The 19,499-nt window shown below is 34.1% G+C and carries 20 protein-coding genes; 18 read left to right on the top strand and 2 right to left on the bottom strand.

Annotation, left to right across the window (positions count from 1 at the left end):
- The first annotated feature begins 7 nt into the window (after positions 1 to 7).
- The 15 genes from CRG89_RS06270 to CRG89_RS06205 all read left to right on the top strand — a co-directional run bounded on the left by CRG89_RS06270 (position 8) and on the right by CRG89_RS06205 (position 15,370).
- A complete protein-coding gene (locus CRG89_RS06270) occupies positions 8 to 2,155 on the top strand; it encodes an exosortase/archaeosortase family protein (protein WP_158648762.1) in 2,148 nt (715 codons plus the stop codon).
- Entirely contained in the window at positions 2,112 to 3,212 is a 1,101-nt protein-coding gene (locus CRG89_RS06265) for a Gfo/Idh/MocA family protein (RefSeq protein ID WP_103287436.1), read from the top strand. The genes CRG89_RS06270 and CRG89_RS06265 overlap by 44 nt, the downstream gene beginning before the upstream one ends.
- Positions 3,205 to 4,101 carry an aldo-keto reductase family protein gene (locus tag CRG89_RS06260; protein WP_103287435.1) on the top strand — a complete coding sequence of 299 codons (897 nt, stop codon included), beginning with the start codon at positions 3,205 to 3,207 and terminating at the stop codon, positions 4,099 to 4,101. The genes CRG89_RS06265 and CRG89_RS06260 overlap by 8 nt, the downstream gene beginning before the upstream one ends.
- Before the next feature lie 13 nt (positions 4,102 to 4,114).
- Complete coding sequence (locus tag CRG89_RS09185; RefSeq protein WP_103287434.1) at positions 4,115 to 4,402, top strand: GDP-mannose 4,6-dehydratase; 288 nt, start codon at positions 4,115 to 4,117, stop codon at positions 4,400 to 4,402.
- Between the two features lie 71 nt (positions 4,403 to 4,473).
- Entirely contained in the window at positions 4,474 to 4,674 is a 201-nt protein-coding gene (locus CRG89_RS09180; protein ID WP_197706707.1) for an NAD-dependent epimerase/dehydratase family protein, read from the top strand.
- Between the two features lie 45 nt (positions 4,675 to 4,719).
- Positions 4,720 to 5,010, top strand: a complete 291-nt coding sequence (locus CRG89_RS09005) for a Rossmann-fold NAD(P)-binding domain-containing protein (RefSeq protein ID WP_197706708.1) — start codon at positions 4,720 to 4,722, stop codon at positions 5,008 to 5,010.
- Between the two features lie 109 nt (positions 5,011 to 5,119).
- The gene (locus CRG89_RS06240) at positions 5,120 to 6,181 is read left to right on the top strand and encodes a glycosyltransferase (RefSeq protein ID WP_158648761.1); all 1,062 of its coding nucleotides are present in this window, start codon (positions 5,120 to 5,122) and stop codon (positions 6,179 to 6,181) included.
- A gap of 34 nt (positions 6,182 to 6,215) precedes the next feature.
- The gene (locus tag CRG89_RS06235; RefSeq protein ID WP_103287430.1) at positions 6,216 to 7,340 is read left to right on the top strand and encodes a glycosyltransferase family 4 protein; all 1,125 of its coding nucleotides are present in this window, start codon (positions 6,216 to 6,218) and stop codon (positions 7,338 to 7,340) included.
- 25 nt (positions 7,341 to 7,365) lie between these two features.
- Positions 7,366 to 8,571 (top strand): glycosyltransferase family 4 protein, encoded by a 1,206-nt coding sequence (locus tag CRG89_RS06230; protein ID WP_103287429.1) that lies wholly within the window; start codon positions 7,366 to 7,368, stop codon positions 8,569 to 8,571.
- Positions 8,572 to 8,587: 16 nt separating this feature from the next.
- Positions 8,588 to 9,562, top strand: coding sequence for a nucleotidyltransferase family protein (locus tag CRG89_RS06225; protein WP_103287428.1), 975 nt, complete (start codon positions 8,588 to 8,590; stop codon positions 9,560 to 9,562).
- 235 nt (positions 9,563 to 9,797) lie between these two features.
- A complete protein-coding gene (locus tag CRG89_RS06220; protein ID WP_158648760.1) occupies positions 9,798 to 10,781 on the top strand; it encodes a glycosyltransferase family 4 protein in 984 nt (327 codons plus the stop codon).
- Positions 10,768 to 11,439 (top strand): nucleoside/nucleotide kinase family protein, encoded by a 672-nt coding sequence (locus tag CRG89_RS06215; RefSeq protein ID WP_103287426.1) that lies wholly within the window; start codon positions 10,768 to 10,770, stop codon positions 11,437 to 11,439. The genes CRG89_RS06220 and CRG89_RS06215 overlap by 14 nt, the downstream gene beginning before the upstream one ends.
- A 242-nt stretch (positions 11,440 to 11,681) precedes the next feature.
- Positions 11,682 to 13,310, top strand: a complete 1,629-nt coding sequence (locus CRG89_RS06210; RefSeq protein ID WP_148695140.1) for a hypothetical protein — start codon at positions 11,682 to 11,684, stop codon at positions 13,308 to 13,310.
- 1,426 nt (positions 13,311 to 14,736) lie between these two features.
- On the top strand, positions 14,737 to 14,913 hold the full coding sequence (locus CRG89_RS08815) for a hypothetical protein (RefSeq protein ID WP_158648759.1): 177 nt from the start codon (positions 14,737 to 14,739) through the stop codon (positions 14,911 to 14,913).
- A 133-nt stretch (positions 14,914 to 15,046) separates the two neighbouring features.
- A complete protein-coding gene (locus tag CRG89_RS06205) occupies positions 15,047 to 15,370 on the top strand; it encodes a hypothetical protein (RefSeq protein WP_103287424.1) in 324 nt (107 codons plus the stop codon).
- Between the two features lie 672 nt (positions 15,371 to 16,042).
- Here the strand turns inward: CRG89_RS06205 and CRG89_RS06195 are convergent.
- Positions 16,043 to 17,356 (bottom strand): cellulase family glycosylhydrolase, encoded by a 1,314-nt coding sequence (locus tag CRG89_RS06195; RefSeq protein WP_103287422.1) that lies wholly within the window; start codon positions 17,354 to 17,356, stop codon positions 16,043 to 16,045.
- 133 nt (positions 17,357 to 17,489) lie between these two features.
- Between CRG89_RS06195 and cysC the strand changes: the two genes are divergently transcribed.
- Together cysC and CRG89_RS06185 are read left to right on the top strand one after the other, a co-directional pair.
- The gene (gene cysC, locus CRG89_RS06190) at positions 17,490 to 18,056 is read left to right on the top strand and encodes an adenylyl-sulfate kinase (protein ID WP_103287421.1); all 567 of its coding nucleotides are present in this window, start codon (positions 17,490 to 17,492) and stop codon (positions 18,054 to 18,056) included.
- A 32-nt stretch (positions 18,057 to 18,088) separates the two neighbouring features.
- Positions 18,089 to 18,520: a hypothetical protein gene (locus tag CRG89_RS06185; protein WP_148695141.1), complete on the top strand. Its 432-nt coding sequence runs from the start codon at positions 18,089 to 18,091 to the stop codon at positions 18,518 to 18,520.
- 37 nt (positions 18,521 to 18,557) lie between these two features.
- On the opposite strand, the gene CRG89_RS06180 is transcribed toward CRG89_RS06185, so the two are convergent.
- Positions 18,558 to 18,788: a CopG family transcriptional regulator gene (locus CRG89_RS06180; protein ID WP_103287419.1), complete on the bottom strand. Its 231-nt coding sequence runs from the start codon at positions 18,786 to 18,788 to the stop codon at positions 18,558 to 18,560.
- A gap of 72 nt (positions 18,789 to 18,860) precedes the next feature.
- On the opposite strand from CRG89_RS06180, the gene CRG89_RS06175 reads away from it, so the two are divergent.
- Positions 18,861 to 19,385, top strand: coding sequence for a hypothetical protein (locus CRG89_RS06175; protein WP_103287418.1), 525 nt, complete (start codon positions 18,861 to 18,863; stop codon positions 19,383 to 19,385).
- The last annotated feature ends 114 nt before the right edge of the window (positions 19,386 to 19,499 follow it).

The following is a 19,499-nucleotide window of genomic DNA, read 5'->3' as shown; positions in this document are numbered from 1 at the left end:
CCAAGGTATGAAGGGGTATACAAGTATGCTTGTAAAGGCTATAGTTATAGCCATTGCAGTTGCCCTAATCTACACACAGGATCTATCTATAGTGTTCAGTAATGCCCTAGTCTTCAGCTCAGCGAATATAACAAACTACATCCTTGTGATACCATTCCTCATAGCATATATAGTGTATAGGAAGAGAAGGATGCTAACTGCTCATGCTCTAGAGCATAGGGTAAAGGCATTCAGGCTTGATGATGCTATAGGCTTAACATTGGTCTTTATAGCATTGATGCTCTACATCTATGGCTCCTTAACCCTTTATGCCATGGAGTACCATATATACTCTATACCTGTATTCGTTGCTGGTCTTACAGCACTACTCTTCAACCTTAAGATTCTAAGGCATTCTATATTTGCTATCATAATACTTGCTTATCTGCAACCTCCACCTGCTGAACTGCTCTCAGAGATAGCAGGGGATCTCTCATGGATCTCTGCTACCCTTGCTGAGACTATGCTAAAGGCTTATGGGCTCAATGTTGCTCTCCAAGTTGATTATGGTGCCCCTGCCCTAGTTGTAAGCAAGGGCGATACTCAGACACCATTCTTCGTTGGAGAGCCATCATCAGGCTTATTCTCTACCATAGGGTTATCACTCTTTGCTCTAATAGCAGCATATATTGCTAGAGGAGCGTTATGGAAGAGGGCTATAATGTACGTTATAGGCTTCCCAATCTTCTTCATGCTCAATGCTCTAAGGATATCAATAATACTCTTACTCTGGTACCATTATGGTGAGCAGGTATCTGAAGCATTCCATGCCATGTCTGGATCTATAATGGCTGTTCCTGGTACTCTAGCAATACTTATCATAGGGGAGAGGCTCCTTAGGGTAAGGATAAGCATAGGCTCAATTAGCAATGCCAACAAAGGATGTGAGCATTGTCAAACAAGTAGGAGCCTAAAGGAGCATATATGCCTTGTATGCTCTAGATTGCTATCATCCGTAAAGATAGATGGGAAAACAATAGCAAGGTTCTTCCTAATCGCATTAATAGTTGCTAGCATGTTTGCTGTCAATGCTTCCCAAGTGCAGGCACAATCATCTCTAGCATCAAGGGTAGCATCATTCGATATGCTAAGCATAGATGGTAGAGAGAAGGATACGGTTGGCATCTTCCTGCCAGAGATAGATGGTTATAGGTTAGAGTACTCCTATAGGGATCAGAGGGTTGAGAAGGTTCTTAGGCAGGATGCAGCCCTTGCATATAGGTATGTGAAGTTAGAACCAAGTACTGGAGAGGATGGTGGTACACCTGCTGAGATAAGGAGGCTCATGCAGCCTAGTATCTATGCTGCTGTACAGATATCTACTGGGAAGCATAGATGGGAGGATTCTATGCTCATATATCCATCTAGAGTGGGAAGACCAACTGCTGAAGTGTTAGAGTTGAAGGATGTCCAACTTGATAAGGATAGTAATGCTAGATTCTTCGTGTATATAAGGCCTGGGCAGAAGAATGCTGAGGCAGTACTCTACTGGTTCGAGAGGGTGCCCTTGAAGTTTGGGGATGCCTATGAGAATAGGAATATACAGATAGTCTTCTGGTCCTATATGAGCACTCTAGCAAGGAACGGGTTCATAAAGGATGAGAGTGATGTAAAAGGTGCTGAGGAGTTCTATCTATCTATGGCTAAGCCAGTAAAAGCATACTGGAAGAGTATAACAGAGGAGTTGCTTGCTCAGAAGAATGTTGAGAATACTGTAAGGCATAGGTTCCCATTGGTTATGGGTACAGCACTACTCCCGGCTTCGCTCTTATCGATAAGGGAGTTTGCTAGATTCAACTCTGCAAGGAGTAGGAGCAAGAGTATATACTCAAGACTTGCTCATGATGACAAGGCGATAGTAGATGCTGTAGTCAATGCAGAGAGGAAGAAGAGAAAGGAAGGGATAGGAGGAGGGGATAGACCACTACTAGGCAAGGCATACGCTACAACCGAAGAGGTTATGGTTGAGTACAGAAGGTTAGTGAATAGGGATGTAAGCATAAATGATATACTTCTAATGTTGAAGAATGCTAGGGACTCTGGACTGGTTAAGAGTATGATAATAAGTATAGATGATGAGCCTAAGGTTGTATGGAAGAGTAATGTTAGAGTGTGATGAGATGGGTTCATTGAATGTTGGTATAATAGGAATGGGTAAGATGGGCATACTGCATGCTGGCATACTTGCAGCATTGGATGGAGTAAAGGTTAAGGCAGTAGCAGAGAAAGACGATACTATCAGGAACTATCTGAAAGGCATACTTCATGATATGAATGTGTATGATGATTATAGCAAGATGCTCTCCCAGGAGGATCTTGACCTCGTATATATAACTACTCCAGTATCATTGCATGCTAGGATGGTCAATGACTGTATAAGGCATGGAATCAACTTCTTCGTAGAGAAGCCTCTAGCATCAAACATGCAGGAGTGTATTGAGATATGCAGGTTAGTAGGTGGGATAATAAATGCTGTAGGATTCTCAAAGAGGTTCACAGATACATTTGCAAGAGCAAGAGAGATTATAGTAAGCAATGTTCTAGGCGAGTTGATCTACGTCAAGGGTACAATGTACCTTACCCAGGTATTTGCATCTGGCAAGGGATGGAGGTTTAAGAGGTCTGAGAGTGGAGGAGGCGTATTGTTAGAACTTGCAAGCCATCTGGTTGATATGCTTTTATGGTACTTTGGTGATGTGATGAGTGTAGCATCTATTACAAGAGGTTATTACTCGAGCGAGGTTGAGGACTTTGCACATGCAATGTTAAGGTTCAAGAATGGCTTAACAGGCTATCTAGATGCAAGTTGGAGTGTAAGGAACTACAGGCTTCCAGAGATGAGCATAGAGGTGCATGGCAGCAATGGCACCATGCTCGTTAACGATGATTATATAAGGATAACATTGGATGATGCAAGTAAGGCAGTAGATGGTTTAGGTATAAGAGAGGGAATAACTACTATATATAAACAGGATCTATTTAAAGGCGTATCTATAGACATAGGAGGGGTAGAGTATACAAGGGAGGATATGCATGTTGTTGAATGTGTAAAGGAGGGAAGACAAAGCATGATAAACGTATTTGAGGCAGCAAAGGTTCAGGCTGTTATAGATGCTATATACAATAGTGCTAAGAACAACTCTTGGCTAGAGGTTGATTATTACAATGGTTAACAATAGCAGCATAGATCCTATACTATTGGGAGATAACCCGTTGATGGGCGTAGATCATCTATCGCAGGAGAGGGCAAGACAGAGGGGAATAGCAAGTGCTAGCAATATAATCAGCCTTTTGGAGTTTGCTTATAGCATGAATGTTAGAGGCTTTGTTGCAAGCACCCATCCCCAACTCAAAGGAGTTATAGAGTACATGCTTGAACATAGTGATCTTGCTACCAAGATCAACTTCTATCCCATCATTCCATACGCATATGGGTATGTTAGACAGATGACAGAGAAGGGCATAGTTGCAACTATAACAGATGCACTTGCACCAGCAAGTATGCATGAGAAGATGAGGATAGTATTCTCTGGAGGTCTTAGTATGCTAAGGAAGGATATCAACGGCTTGCTAAAGACATTCATAGACGTTGAATTATTGCAATTTAACAACGTTAATGTAAGATGCATATTCCTGCATGATGTACTTGTGGATCTAGCACTAGCATTAAGGCTAAGAAATATATTCGAGCTGTTCATTGAGCATGTTGAGGATAAACATAACGCTAAAGCAGGATTTGTAACCAAGAACTTTTCTAGATTAGTAAGGCAGTTGAATGAATGGGCAATAGATGAGAAGGTTATAATGGCTCCATTCAACAAGGTTGGTTTTCAGATGAATCCTTCAAGAGAGGAGTGTGAAGAAGCGCTAAGAGAGTGTAAGCATGATGTAATAGCAATGAGTACACTAGCAGCAGGGTATCTCAAGCCTGCAGAGGCATATGAGTACCTATTCAGACTACCAAACATAAGATCTGTGGTGGTAGGGGTATCTAGCAAGAAACATGCTGAAGAAACATTCAGATTGCTTAATGATAGGATGATGGTTAGGAGTAGTAAATAGGTAGGTAAATAATATGAATTACAATACGAATCTAGCCAATTCTAATATCCTAGTTACTGGAGGAGCAGGATTCATAGGTAGTCATCTAGTAGATAGGTTACTTGCTGATAACCTTAACATTCACGTTATTGACAATCTTAGTACTGGTAATATTGCACATATTAGCAGATGGTCTTCTAATAGCTCATTCAGATTCTTCAAGCTTGATCTTGTAACTGATGCTCATCTTCTTGATAATGCTCTTTCTAGTAATGATTACTTTATTCCATCTTGTAGCAAATCCAGATGTAAGATTGAGTAGTATAAACCCTAAGTTACATTTAGAGCAGAATATATTAGCAACATTCAACATATTAGAGTACGCAAGGAAGCATGATATCAACATTTTCAATGTATGGTGCAAGTAAGGCTGCGTGTGAAGCAATGATATGCTCATATGCAAATATGTATGACTTTAAAGCAGTAATATATAGACTAGCAAATGTTATTGGCACGAGTACTCATGGTGTAATATATGACTTTATAAAGAAGTTGAGTGCAAACAGATTAATGTTAGAGATACTTAGAAATTAGAGGCAGAGAAAATTGTACATACATGTTAGTGATTGCATAGACGCAATGTTAACAGGACTTAATAGTAATGATAGGGTAAGCATATTCAATGTTGGATCGGATGATTATGTTGATGTTATAACTATAGCAGATATTGTAACTAAGGCTTTAAACCTACATGATGTTAAATGCATATTTAGTGATAGTGGTGATGGAAGAGGCTGGAGAAGAGATGTAAATCTAATGTTCCTTGACACTAGAAGGTTAAAGGCTCTAGGATGGAGAGCAAGATATAACAGCAAAGAAGCTGTTGACGAGACTGTAAGAGAGATTGTTGTATTACAGAATCAGATATAATATGTTAGAACATATTATATGGCATATACCTACTATAATAATAACGTCTTTTTACACTGTCTATGGTCTATTAGCATTATTACTGGGCAAAGAGGATAAGTACAGGGACATGTTGAAGAAAATAAAGAATTATAACTATAAACCATTCATATCTATAGTTATTCCTACATATAATGAAGAGAAGATAATAGCATCTACACTAGAGAATATATTGAGCATAGATTATCCTAAGGACAGAATGGAGATAATAGTTATTGATTCTTCAGACGATAAAACACCGGAGATAGTTGCTGAATATGCTATGCATCATCCATACATCAGGTTGATTAAAACTGAAAGAAAAGGAGTAGCAACAGCACGTAATGAAGCATATAGTATAGCAAAAGGAGAGATAGTCATAAAGAATGATTGTGATTGCATGCTAGAGAGCAATGCTATATCTGAGATAGTAGCAAACTTTGCAGATGCGAGGATAGGTGCAGTTACTAGTAGGGTGATGGCACCAAATAATGAAAGATTAGAGATCAACTATCGCTCAATACATCATAGGATACAGATAGCAGAATCTATTATAGATTCAACATATATATTTAACACACTCTCAGCATTTAGGAGAGATCTTATAAGACCAATAACAACATCTGCTGATGATGCAGATGTAGCATTGAATATAAGGAGGCAAGGCTATAAAGCAATATATGATCCTGATTCCATATTCTATGAGGCAAGTCCTCTAACAGCTAAAGAGAGGGTAGAGGTTAAGAGTAGGAGAGCAGTGGGTCATATAAACCTGTTATTGAAGAACATAGGATTATGCTTTAATCCAAAGTTATCATGGTATGGCATGCTAATACTTCCTATGAACCTCTTTATGATAGTTATATCACCAATACTCATGTTGTTAATACCAATCTTCAGCATAATAGATATGCTAACAAGCAAGGCATTCTTACTGCTTGATTATACTATTCTAGGCTCTATACCATTGATATTTGCTCTAAGGAATAAGCCTATAGCATCTAAGATATGGACTATGGTTGAATTGCAGATCATTCAGTTTATAGCATTGATGCGTGTAATTAAGTATGGAGATATGCGTACATGGAAGAGGGCTGAGACTACAAGAGAGTACTATGCAAGAACCGCTGCTACTACTAATAGGAGAGAATAAGATACAAGAAGTGAGCAATAGTAGATAGAATAGAATGAAGATACTATTCGTAACACCTAGATATCATCCCCATATAGGAGGAGTAGAGACACATGTTAAGAGCATAGCAGAGAGGCTAGTAAAGAGAGGTTATGGTGTAGAGGTTTATGCAACAGATCCTAAAGGTAATTTATCAGAAAGAGGAGAAGAGGAGATAAATGGTGTTACTATTAGAAGGTTCAGATCATTTGCTCCAAACGACGCATACTACTTACCAAGTAGAAGCATGCTTACTGCATTGAAGGCTGCAGATGCTGATATAGTTCATGCTCATAACATTCAAGCATTTCCCTTACTATACGCATGTATAGCAAAGAGAGAATGGCAGAGATTGGTATTGACTACTCATATGCATACTGGAGCATCTACTAGATTCAGAAATATGTTGCTTCCTCTATATATAAGAATTGTTAGAGATCTGATAAGAAGTAGAGCAGATATGATAATATGTGTATCTGAGTTTGAGAGAGATATAGTTATGAGAAGATTAAACATAGATTCTAGCAGGGTTATGGTAATACCAAATGGTATAAGTGAAGATATATTTAATGTTAAGCGTATAGTAGATGATGGATTCAACTTATTAAGCGTTGGTAGGCTTGAGAGGTTCAAGAACTTTGATAAGGTTATAGGAGCACTCCATATATTGCATAGAGAATATGGTTATAAAGATGCCAGATTAACAATAGTTGGTGATGGGCCAGATAAAGATAGACTGATAAAACTTGTAAGAGAGTTTAACATTAAAGATAGTGTGACATTCAAGAGTAATTTAAGTAGGGAAGAACTATTAGAAGAGTATGCTAGGGCTAAGGTATTCTTGCTACCCTCAGAGTATGAATCGTATGGTATTGCTGCTGTTGAAGCTATAGCAATGAGAATACCAACTATAGTCAATAATAGAAGCGCATTGGTAGAGTTCGTTAAAAGAGGTTCAGCAATAGGTATAGATCCTCCTATAACTGCTAACAAGGTTGCTGATGCTATAGTTAGAGCAGTCGATTTTAAACATGATGTAAGAGAGAATAATAATATTCTTACATGGAATGAAGTAGTTGATGGATTGGAGCAGTTATATTCTAATATAGTAGAGAGTTCATACATTAAGCATTGGCTCTAATAATATAGACTAAGCAGATTTCTATATGAGAATAACATTAGTACACGCATCATACTATTATAGCGGTTCAGAGAAGAGTGTTGAACTACTAGCAAGATGGTTATTAGATAATGGTCATGAAGTTAAGATAGTGTCTGCTGGGAATTACAAAGCACCAAGTGATTTGAAGGATATAGAGATCAATGTATTACCTAATAGAGGCACAGCATTGCAATTACATACATTATTACCCTTAGCAAGATTTATGAAACATAATGAAGATAGTACAGATATATATCATATTTATAATGTATTCCCGATGGCTGCTGCAGGACTATATAAATTACTTGGAGGCAAGAGACCAGTTATAGCAACATTGAATAACTATGCTGGTTTCTGCCCTACTGCTAGCGCAATATATGATGAGTGTAATAGACTATCATGTAAGATAAGATGCTTAAGAAATAGTACTACTAATCATAACCTGTTAATTCTACCTTATGCTATGATATATCCATTATTAACTAGGCTATCTTTAAAGTTAGATAGGTATATAGCAGTAAGCAATACAGTTAAAAAACTTTATGTAAAGTATGGTTATCCAGAAGATAGAATAACTGTAATACCAGAATTCGTTTTTATAGATAATTTAGCACTTCCTAATCAGAATGATGATTATGTAAATGTTATTAACAATGTGTTTAAGGTATTATATGTTGGCACATTAGCATATCATAAAGGCATAGATATATTAATAAAAGCGTTAAAGATTATTAAAGATAAATATAATAGTATACACCTAACCTTAGTAGGCAGCTCTAAAGATAATTATGAACAATTTCTCATGGAATTAGTCAATAAGTTAGATCTTAATACGAATATCACGTTCAAAGGCTATGTAGATGACAATGAATTAGATTTATTATATCGTGTACACGATGTATTTATTCATCCAGCAAGATGGCCTGAACCATATGCTAGAACCATAATGGAAGCATTACTACATGGTTTACCATGTATAGTACCTGATATAGGTGGTAGTCAAGAGATCGTGGGAGATGCTGGTATAGTATTCAGAAATAACAATCCAGATGACCTTGCAAACAAAATACTTATGCTTATTAGTAATAAGGAGCTGCTTTGTAAGATGCGTATTAATGCGATAAAAGTTGTTAGTAAAAATGATATAAATCTAATAGGAAAGAGGATTATACAGCAATATGAAGAAACCATAGATAATTCCATTTCTTAAAGGATGTAATTAACCTATGATGCTGTCATATAACAAATTTATTAAACTAGTAAGATCATTAGGTATACCTACAATTATAAATGGTAAAGAAAATGAATATGACAATACTATGATGTCCTTAGCTAGACTGAATAAGATACATCTACTCTATGCTATCCATACAAATAATATGAGTATTACACTTAACTCGCTATATAATATTTCAGTATCTGCCTTACTTGATGTATCAAAGATATTTAATAACAATAAGATTGATTATGCAATATTCAAGACAATAAAACCTTTCTCTTACATACCATCAGATATCGACATACTTATCCATTATAAAGACCTAAATCAAGCAATAAAATTACTTGAAGAACATAATTATTCTAAATACATAAAGGATTCACTATGCACTACCATGAGAAAAGATATGAATATAGATCTCTATCTAGATCCTTCTGTTTCTAATTTAGCATATCTGGACGGAGAGTTATTAATGAAGCATAGGTGTGTTAAGAATATTAATGATACTAACGTTCATACACTTACAAATTATGCTGAAATTATTGCAGTAGCTTGTCATAGTTTCTATAAAGAGCAGTTGTTTACATTAAGCGATTATTACACATTGACTATATTAGCAGAAGAGCATAAAAGGATTGATGATATAATTAATTTTGCACGCATTAATAATGCAATAGATGTATTAAAGGTTACTGCGAATATATGCAAGCAAATAACACTGCAAGCTTTTGAAATTGATCATCTCATCATATGTAAAATAGCAGATCTATTGAATCGAGATGTATATAATACACATAGAGATTATCCTAATGGATTTATCACTCTTCCATACAAGTTCCCTATAATATTTGTTATGAAATCGTTAATGAAAAAGGTTAGTGAAGAACGTGGCAATATTACCTTGATGAAAGGTATTCTTAAGAGTATCTCGTTAAGACAGCTAAGAAAGTTACTTGAACATAAAGTAAGAGACACTTATTAATAGACTTCCTATGCGTACCTTAGTATTAGCAAGGGGTTTACATCCTACATGGGCAAGTGGAGAAGCTTCCTACGCTTATATTATACTCAAAGCATTATCAATGATTGATAATAGTATCACGGTCGTATCTAGCATAGATTCGAGAAGATTCAATAAAGCATCTACATATGATAAAGAGATCTTCAAGCAATTTATCAATACTAATAATATATTATATAGGCATTTTGATTGTGACTTGAATGATACAAATGCAGCATATACAGCATTAAAAGATATAGTTGGTTCAGAGTGTTTTGATATTATCCATATAATATATCCAGGTATCTTACCAAATAAAGTCAATTCTATTATTAAGAGTAGAATAATCATCAAATATAGTTATCTATTACCCTCTTCTAGATTAAGAAGTCTTGTAACATCATTTATATATAAAAGAGAATATATAAAAAATAATAGCGGTAATTCTATGCTAAGATTTGCTTTTACTACTGAGTACCTTGCTAACACCTATTCTTTCGATAAAAATGTATTGATAATACCACCTGCTATAGATACAAATATATTTGTAAAAAAGAATATTACTAAAGAACAAATACTTAATGCGCTTAATTCTTCTAAATATAAGATAGGGATAGAGAATGTAATTAATAGCAAATACGTTATATTATATCTAGGCTGGTTAGTAGAAGATAGATTCCCCTATAAGATTGTACTAAAAGCTCTAAAGAGATTTTTAAAACATTACGATGCATATATGCTCATAATAGGTAGAGAAACTAAAAAGTATAAAGAAGAAGAGAACGCTAAAGCAATAATTAATTATGCTAGAGATCTAGGTGTATCTAATAATGTAGCAGTGGTACTCAAGGAACTAGATGAGCAAAGTAAGGTCGATTTAATAAATGCTGCAGATCTTTTCCTATTTCCCTTAATGAGAGAAAGGCTTAATCCACCAGTTATAGATCCTCCTATGGTAGTACTAGAGGCAATGGCTTTAGAGAAACCAGTAATAACATCTAAGATACAAAGTCTGCCTTATATAATTAAAGATGGGCATAATGGATTCTTACTTGAAAAGATAGATGAGGAACAATTGTATATAAAGATGAAACAAGCACTAGAACATAATAATATAGTAGGAAAAGAAGCATCTAGATTCATAAAGGAGAAATATTCTATACATAACATAATAGACGTATTAAGGGATGTCTATCAATAATAGCAGACAAGTAAAGGCAATAATATTCTTTGGACCAGACGGTGCAGGTAAGACTACCCAAGCTGATATGCTCTTGGCGAGGTTATCAGAATCAGGAATTAGATGCAAGAAGTTCTGGCTCAGATCGCCACATACCCTTGCTTACTTGTTATGGAGATTGTTATTTAAATTAGGTAAATATAGGATAGAAAAAAATCACGTAGGTAAAGAATTCTATGCACTTTCTCTAAAGAATCGATATACAAAAGTTATATGGTCTATTATAGAGTTTATAAGTATAATACCTCATATACTACGATTCTACATGTTAATAAATAGTGGTTATGTTGTAATTGCCGAGCGATACGTTATTGATACTATTGCTAATATAGCATACTTTATAGATGACAAAAACTTCGTAACCAGTAAGATGGCAAATATGATAGCAAGATTAGTACCTAAGGATACACTACTAATATACCTTGATGCAGACTATTATACAATAGTTAATAGACGGGGCAATATTGCTGAACCGTCTACATATATAGAAATCCAAAGGTATACTTACGAATATTACTCATTATTATTTAATCCACTCAAGATATCTACAACAAAGTATAGTAAGGAAGATGTTAATAGAATTATATTACAGTATCTAAATAATTATCTGGTTTCATAATGATACAGTTCAATTTTCTTACATCGCTTATTGTATTTGTAGCAATACTGCTACCATTATTCATATTCTTAATTTATAAAGCAAGAAGTCAGGTAATAGTAGAAAGATATAAAATTATACCATTAGATTTTACTCATATTACACTTCTATTAGTAACTACTATAATAATCCTTATAATAGGTAGTGCTATCAGTATACTACATGGAGATTTACATATATTCTATCTAAGTGCCATAGCTTTTATGGTAAATCTTCTAATAATAACTTTGTTTACTAATATAAACTATAGTAGACGTTTGAGAATTTACTTGTTTAATGTAATTATAGTAACTATAACATATACTTTAACCATTAGTGCTATAAATAACTTTTACCCTTATGCAAATGATAGTACAAGAGATGTAATAGCCACTTATAAAATAATAGAGAGTGGTTTCATATACGAGGCCCAAGGAATATTAAAGAAAACAGAACCTTACTATGCTACATTACCTGCGTTCCCATTATTATTAGGATATTTAACACTTATAATTGGTGATATTAACTTTGCCTATCTTATTATTGGAATAATACAATTACTTGGAATTATTTTGGGTGTATTTATTTTATTACTAATTATAAGTAAATATAATATTGTCATCAATAAGACTAGTAAAAATATTATTATGATAAATAATTATTTAATTCGGTCTATGCCATTCATAGGTTCGCTACTTATAATAGGTCTACCTTATGGATTCTTCACTATTACCGCAACTCAACCACAAAGTATAAGCCTATTATTAACAATTAGCGCGCTCTATCTATTTGTAATTTTAATAAATAATGTTTCAATAAAATCTGTAATATTAATATTTACAATAGTAGTACTAATAGCAAATATTTATCATGCATTAATAAGTATATTACTATTCATATTCATAATAGGTTCAGTATTATATAGTTATAGTACTAAAAAAATATCTGCAATGTATATATCTTCTATAGTAATATTTACTTCTGTACTTATAATAATATATTGGTATGAACCATCTTCTATATTACGTATTAATACACAACTTAATAGGATAATTGATGCCTTACAAGCTACTAGCATAGCTACTAGCATAGCTAGTAGCGGCGAATATCTAAGTGAGGGTTTTAAATTCTATGCTTATTCGTTTGCATTGTTATTAGCAACAATGCTAGCGCTATTATGTGTATGGATATTAAATAAATTTAAGCTAATTATTATAAATAATAAATATATTTTTTCTTCGTTTAATATATATTTTGTAATATTAATAATAACAGTGATGTCATTAGCGTTTATTTCTGTTATGGCTAACCCTTCTCAGACAGGAGGTTTAGGTCGATATTTATTTGGCCAAGGCGCAATATTCATATTATCTTTAATAATAGTTTCTAATATATTAACAATTATAATGTATAATAAAAAGATTCTTATCTTTTGCCTCATATTTATATATAGCTTAAGCGGATTAACACAACCATATTGGAATCCTGATTATACTTTTACTGCATATTCGAGTTATATCAATTATGAAAATATCAAAATAGTATATAATGTAATAAATAAGGATGATATAGTTTATCTTACTGCAAATATACCTATTATATATAAACCAGTTGAATCGACTGATTATTTAATTAAATTAAGCGAACTGAAATCTGATTATACCCACTGGGTAAATAGATTCTTAAATGGTGAGCCGTTGTTTCATAAAATCTCTTTATCATCACAATCGGTTATAAATTTTCTATCAAAAGGAAGGAGTGATATTATAGAAAATAGTAATAATTTTAATGTAATTTTTATGTCAAATAGGCACATTGCGTTTTATACTACGCCGTCTATGATTAGGAATTAGTATATGTTGTATGACGAATTATAATAACTTGATAATATCTTCAGTAACTTATCATTATATGTTAGTTGCTTATTTAGCTGGAATGTCTTTAGATGAATATGAACCTTGCTATCTTCAAGAAATTTAGACGACTATAGGGCTTGAAGAATAATCCTACGTTTATTTGTATGTTATTTGGACATATTCTAGAATAATGATCACATATATTGTATATAAACCTATATTCAATAGTGAGTATGTTACATAACCATTAGTATATATTAAATCAGGGCTATCTGTTTCGTATATGAAATGTCATATTATCATTATCTATTGGGGTAGTGTACGTATAAGCATGGTCAACCACCTCCACTTCTTATGGTCTAGTAGTAAACTGTGAACAAGTTGCTAAAGAGGTTGCGGTTCATTATTTATCCCTTTACATGATCTCTTAGCTTGTTGTGGAATACCATTGCCCTCTCTTTCCTTTAAGTACCTGAATAATCTCTCTATCCTGTTCAACTCTGAACCTCTGATCATTACTTTGGCAAGAGGCTGATGATTCGCATTTATACGCATTGATCTACATCAGTTACGCTAGCTGAGTAAACATCTACACTCTTTATGTGTATATTATACACATAGTATGCACATTACACATACTAGCATACACATACAAATATCGCTAACGGTAATACCACGAACTCTTATCAACTCTAACTAGGTCTATTAAAACATAACTTAAGGGTTCTCCCCAGTAACATTTTGTGTTCAGAGAACTGGTTACATTATTAGCCTAGTAAGAGAGTTAGCATATTCAAGAGGAATAAGATACCTTTGGAGGGTAGGGGTCTTGCTTCACTTATGCATTATTCTGGCTTATCCTTGAGGAGTATATCCAGATGGAAGGTTATAGTACGAAGCTGTTAGGCAATTAATGATACTATGTTTTGAAGAGCATATTGAAGGAGCCTGAGAAGTATAAGGGTAGTTGCAGTAGATGGGACTCAAACAAAGCTTAATGGTGAGCATGTCTATGTATTATGCTAGAGATATTAGTCATGAATGGTTTTACAATGTTAAATAAAGAGGAGACTTAGCATTTTATAACAACTTTCCTTGAAGATCATCCATTATCTAAACAGATCTAACAGTAGTATTCATAGATATACAACTTGATAAGAGGATTATCATGATTGATTGATAGTACTGTTTGGATGCTTTAGGAGAGTAATATATTGCTAGTATATACTATTGTTATTGATCATCTGCCTATTGGTTTTGAATGTCTACCTATCTTTACTACTATTATCTGTTAGCATAATCATCATAACTCCTTTATTAGCATAATACCCATATCTGATATAACATACTAACGTTCAGTTCCATAGATACCAGTCTTATCTTGATAATCCCCAGCAGGTGTATCAAAATCGTTAAATAAATCATGAGGATAGCAGGCATTATGAGAGTTGCTTTTATAACTTCTGAATCTTTTACTGACAAGAGGCATGGTGGTTTTGGTTGGCTTGTAAAAGTCTTTGGTAAAGCGCTAGCAAAGTCTGGTTTTGAGGTTTTTATAATTACATGGAGAGATCCCGGATACCCTCTGCTGAGTATGTAGCAGATAATCTTAATATAATCACATACCCTTTACAGTTTTAACACTAAATCTATGTTAAAACATATTATGGAGTATAGAGAAGCAAAAAGGATTATAAGAGACATTAGTGCTGATATATATTAGTATTGAAGCTATGGTTGAGACATTATTAGCAGAATTAACTATGCGTAAAAGTAAACATATAATATACGCTCAAGATCCATTTGATGAACACGACTACAAGCTTCTATCATCAGTAGATCCTTATTATAGGATAAGCAAATTAAGATTTAGGATAAACAAGGTAATCTTTGGACAAGCTTATAAACGTGCTGATCTTATATTAACACAGGCAAGATTTTATATTGATAAACTAAGAAGGCTCTATGGTATAGAGCCGACTAATATTGAATACCTACCTAATCCGGTTCATCCAATTCCTGAGGAATCACTAATTAGAAAAGTGACAAACCATTGATTTGTTATGTAGGTAGAATGGACCCTCATAAAAGATATTGGATATTTTTCGAGACGACAAAGCTATTCCCCGACTTAAAATTTGTAGCTATGGATAAAAAGTGTTATATATGAAGAAAAGAGATAGTCTATACGTACAAAGATTTAAAGAACTTAGAGATCCTTGGCTTTATAAAAGAAGAAGAAAAGCAAAAAGTATTAGATAAATGCTGAATTCTACTATTACCAAGTATACGTGAAGGGTTACTAGCCGCTATGTTAGAAGCCCTAGCACATAAGATGGCAATATTAAGTTCGGTAAACCCCGATGGTGTAACAGAAAAGTTTGGTTATTGGGCAAAGAATGACGATTTTGATATAGGATTAAAGTATCTACTTAGTAACCATTTGTGGAAAGACTTCGGTGGAGGTGGTTATACATACATCCAAAATATCATAATCTCGAAAATATTATTACAACACTAACAAAGTATCTGCAAAATTTGTTTCAATGATGTAACCAATTTTGAAGATAGAGCTATAAATGAAGTGTGCCAAATATATAATAATTACTAATAAATATAGACATTATATACAAAATAACGAGGGTCTGCTAGGTGGGTTTTAGAATATACACATAAAGGTTGTTAATGGTAAAGGGTCTATTTATGTTAATAATAATGTATACCTTCTGCTAGCTATATACTTGTTTCTTAACATCATATAACATCTGCCTAAACGTAATAGTCCTCGAACTGTTCCATTTATCATTATAGTTACTATCCTTTATAGTCCATGGGAAATTCGGGTCATAGTTAAAGAAGAACCAACCATATCCTCGGCTTTTCATCTCCTGTAAATAATTCTTCATACCAGTTAGTGTAATTTCTATATTGGACTGGGATTGGTTGTTCCATTCTGTTATCGCTATTGGTATGTTATAACTATACATAACTGGTTGAATTTCGTCAAACGTTGCTATAGTATTACTAGTAAAACCTTCTTGACCATACCTATTCATTGTAAAAACTATACCATTGATGATATTACCATTTGCATCTTTAGGTATTGTTCTGGCTGAGCCTTTACCTTTACCCCCCACTCCTGAAAAGTTAAATGTTAGTAGTTCTGCAAAGAATATCTTTTTTGTAGATGTTAATTCTCTGATCTTTTGACTTATATAAGAATAATATCTTCCCATACCATCAAAATGTGTAGCTGTTACATTACTTGTTCCTCCAAATGGTTCATTCATCAGCTCGTACCCTATAGTTGATAGACGATCTTTAGTTGTCATAACAACGTCTTTAAAGTAATCATCCCATATATGTTGCCATATTGGCTTTGTTACCCCACCTATGGTAATATTGTAATTATTTACAAAGTTCTTCCAAAATATGTTAACTGGTGCCTTCTCTACATCTGAAGAACCATCTATAGGCTGATTAGATATATAAGAATCTGGTAGTCTTACCAGACCCAATGGCTGGAGTGCTTCCTCTGGGAACCCTGCGCCTCTGTTTGTTTTAGTTGATGATGCATATAGTACTGAGGAGATATTCCACTGATGCATTACGTTATATAGGATGCCTAAGCCTAGAGAATCTGCTGTGTCTGCTATCTCCTTTAGTCTATCAAGGAAGATACGTGCTTGACCCTGTGATTTATACCATCTATACCCTTCCCAGTACATATTTATCCTTATAACATTGAGGTTCATATCCTTGATATCTTGGAACCTTGTTGCTACAGGCAATTGGTTAGGAAATGGCACAGACGGGGGATTACTGTTTGGATAGTTATTTGGATACTTCTTGGTTGTTAGTATTCTATCGTTATTATTTATACCATAGTATGATGTTACTGGTAATGTAGCAAAATCTATCTGTTTAACTACCTGTAATTGCTTAATATTATGTATATTGCCTACTCTATCTACAGCATAATATACTAATAAATGAGTTCCAGCAGTCATAGTAGTTGGCGATATATTAATACTAGTAGTCATATTATAATTAATAGATAATTCACATTATTAGGAATTATTGTACCAAGTAGACATGTCATAATAATAACCTTATTATTAATTATCTAACTTATCTTACTTAAACTATATAAGGTACCATACAAAGTGTTATTGTATGAAAGGCTTTACTGTATGGCTAACAGGATTATCAGGCTCTGGTAAGACAACGATTGCTAAAGAACTTCAGAAGAAGCTTCTAATGTTAGGTTATAAAGCAGAACTCTTAGATGGTGATGATATTAGAAGAAACCTTAGCCCAGATCTGGGCTTCAGCAAACAGGATAGGGAGATACATGCTAGAAGGGTAGTATATATAAGCAAGTTACTAGCAAGGAATGGCATAATCTCTATAGTATCTTTGATATCACCATATAGAGCGTTCAGAGCATATGCTAGAGAAGAGCTAAAAGAATTTGTTGAAGTATATGTTAAATGCTCAATAGATACATGCATAAAGAGGGATCCAAAAGGTCTGTACAGGAAGGCATTGAATGGAGAAATACAAGATATGACTGGCATACAAGATCCATATGAAGAGCCTCTTAGCCCAGAGGTAGTAGTAGATACTGATAGGCAGAGTGTTGAGGAATGTGTTGATATAATACTTACTAAACTGAATCGATTAGGTTACATAAATTTACTAGAAGATGCAGAAGAGGAGAGAAATGTAAAGGCTAAATAATAAAATGAAGGTTAATATCATTAATGAGTAATATGGTAAGCAATATGAATGATGCCTCTACTAGTATACTTCGCTTTATAGAGGATCTTATAAAGGAGAGTGTTGGCAATGTTATAATATGGGATGAGAAGTCCAGGCATATGAAGGGTAAGTATTTCTATGTGAACGTTAGCAAGGATATGCAAGTAGGAATACTCCTAGGTTTTATAATGGATGATAATGGAAGAGCAAAGAAGTGCTTAGCCTTATGTTTCACAGACCCCAAGGGTAGAGTAGATAAAAGTATAGCAATAAGGACAGAGAACCTCTTCAATAGTATTATAAAGAAGTTAGAAGGGTTCACTATTGTAAAGGATGATTTATCAGCATTGATGAGAACCTCAACAATCAATGATGAGAGTAAAGCACTAGAATTCTTTAAATCTTCTCTCTTGCTACTTGTTAATGCACTGACTAGCAAGTGAGTATAGTGAATTTAAGGTTGGTCCGATATACTTAGCATCAAATATAACCTAACCTCTTTAACCTTTCCTTTAACTCTTCTTCCTCTTCATCTACCTCTTCATCTATAGGCTTTGCTAATTTCTGTTCATCACTAATATTATTCATTGCATATAAGAGTAGATACTCAATATACTCATCTATACTACTAAACTTGCTACCTTTGCATGAAAACCTCTTCTTAATCTCTTCATAAAGTCCCTTTGATATACTTACTTGAATCTTATCCATAGTAATGCTATAATATTTGTATATATAAAGTAAACGCTATCTCTATATACTTGGCTCTAATATATTCTATTAATGAACCATACTTCACTTGCAACGGTATTGCTCGTAGTAGTATTGAGTATTACAGTAAATGAGATATATGCAGCGCCGTTTGAGCAGGATATAATAGTTAAGCCTAGCAACATACATACTAGCGAGAGAGTTACAATAACATGCTTCAATGAACCAGCACATCCTGCAGGTGTTAATGGTGTGCTAGAGATAGAAGATCCAGCAGGTAACTCCTATGCTATAGGCTCAACGTTTAGCGTTGGAGATTTTAACAATAACGGTATACCAGATAACTCTCTTACAGTTGTATTCCCAGATGACTTTGATGCTAGTATTATGCATGGTAAGTACATGGTATTCTGCCAGTTCTGGAGTGGAGAGTGTGAGTGTGTAGAACCAGGAGAGATGGATGAAATTAACAAGGCGTTCTGGCAGTTCTTCTATGTAAGCTTCAACGTGCTCCCAGAGTCTAGCATAGGGGTTATAGGACTAATAGGCTCATCTGCTATTGCTAGTTGGTTATTCTATAACAAGTATCTAAAGTAAGCAATTAACTTAAACAGGGTTAAATGTCATATTTTTTCCTTAATTATATAATTAATTGAAGAATAAAAATGTACTATGTTACATAATTTGAATTACATAATATAAGTTACAAAA

This window comes from Candidatus Nitrosocaldus islandicus (genome assembly GCF_002906215.1).
Taxonomy (GTDB): Archaea; Thermoproteota; Nitrososphaeria; order Nitrososphaerales; family Nitrosocaldaceae; genus Nitrosocaldus; species Nitrosocaldus cavascurensis.
The sequence above is the reverse complement of the archived record's forward strand: the minus strand, read 5'-3'. Positions and strand labels throughout refer to the sequence as shown.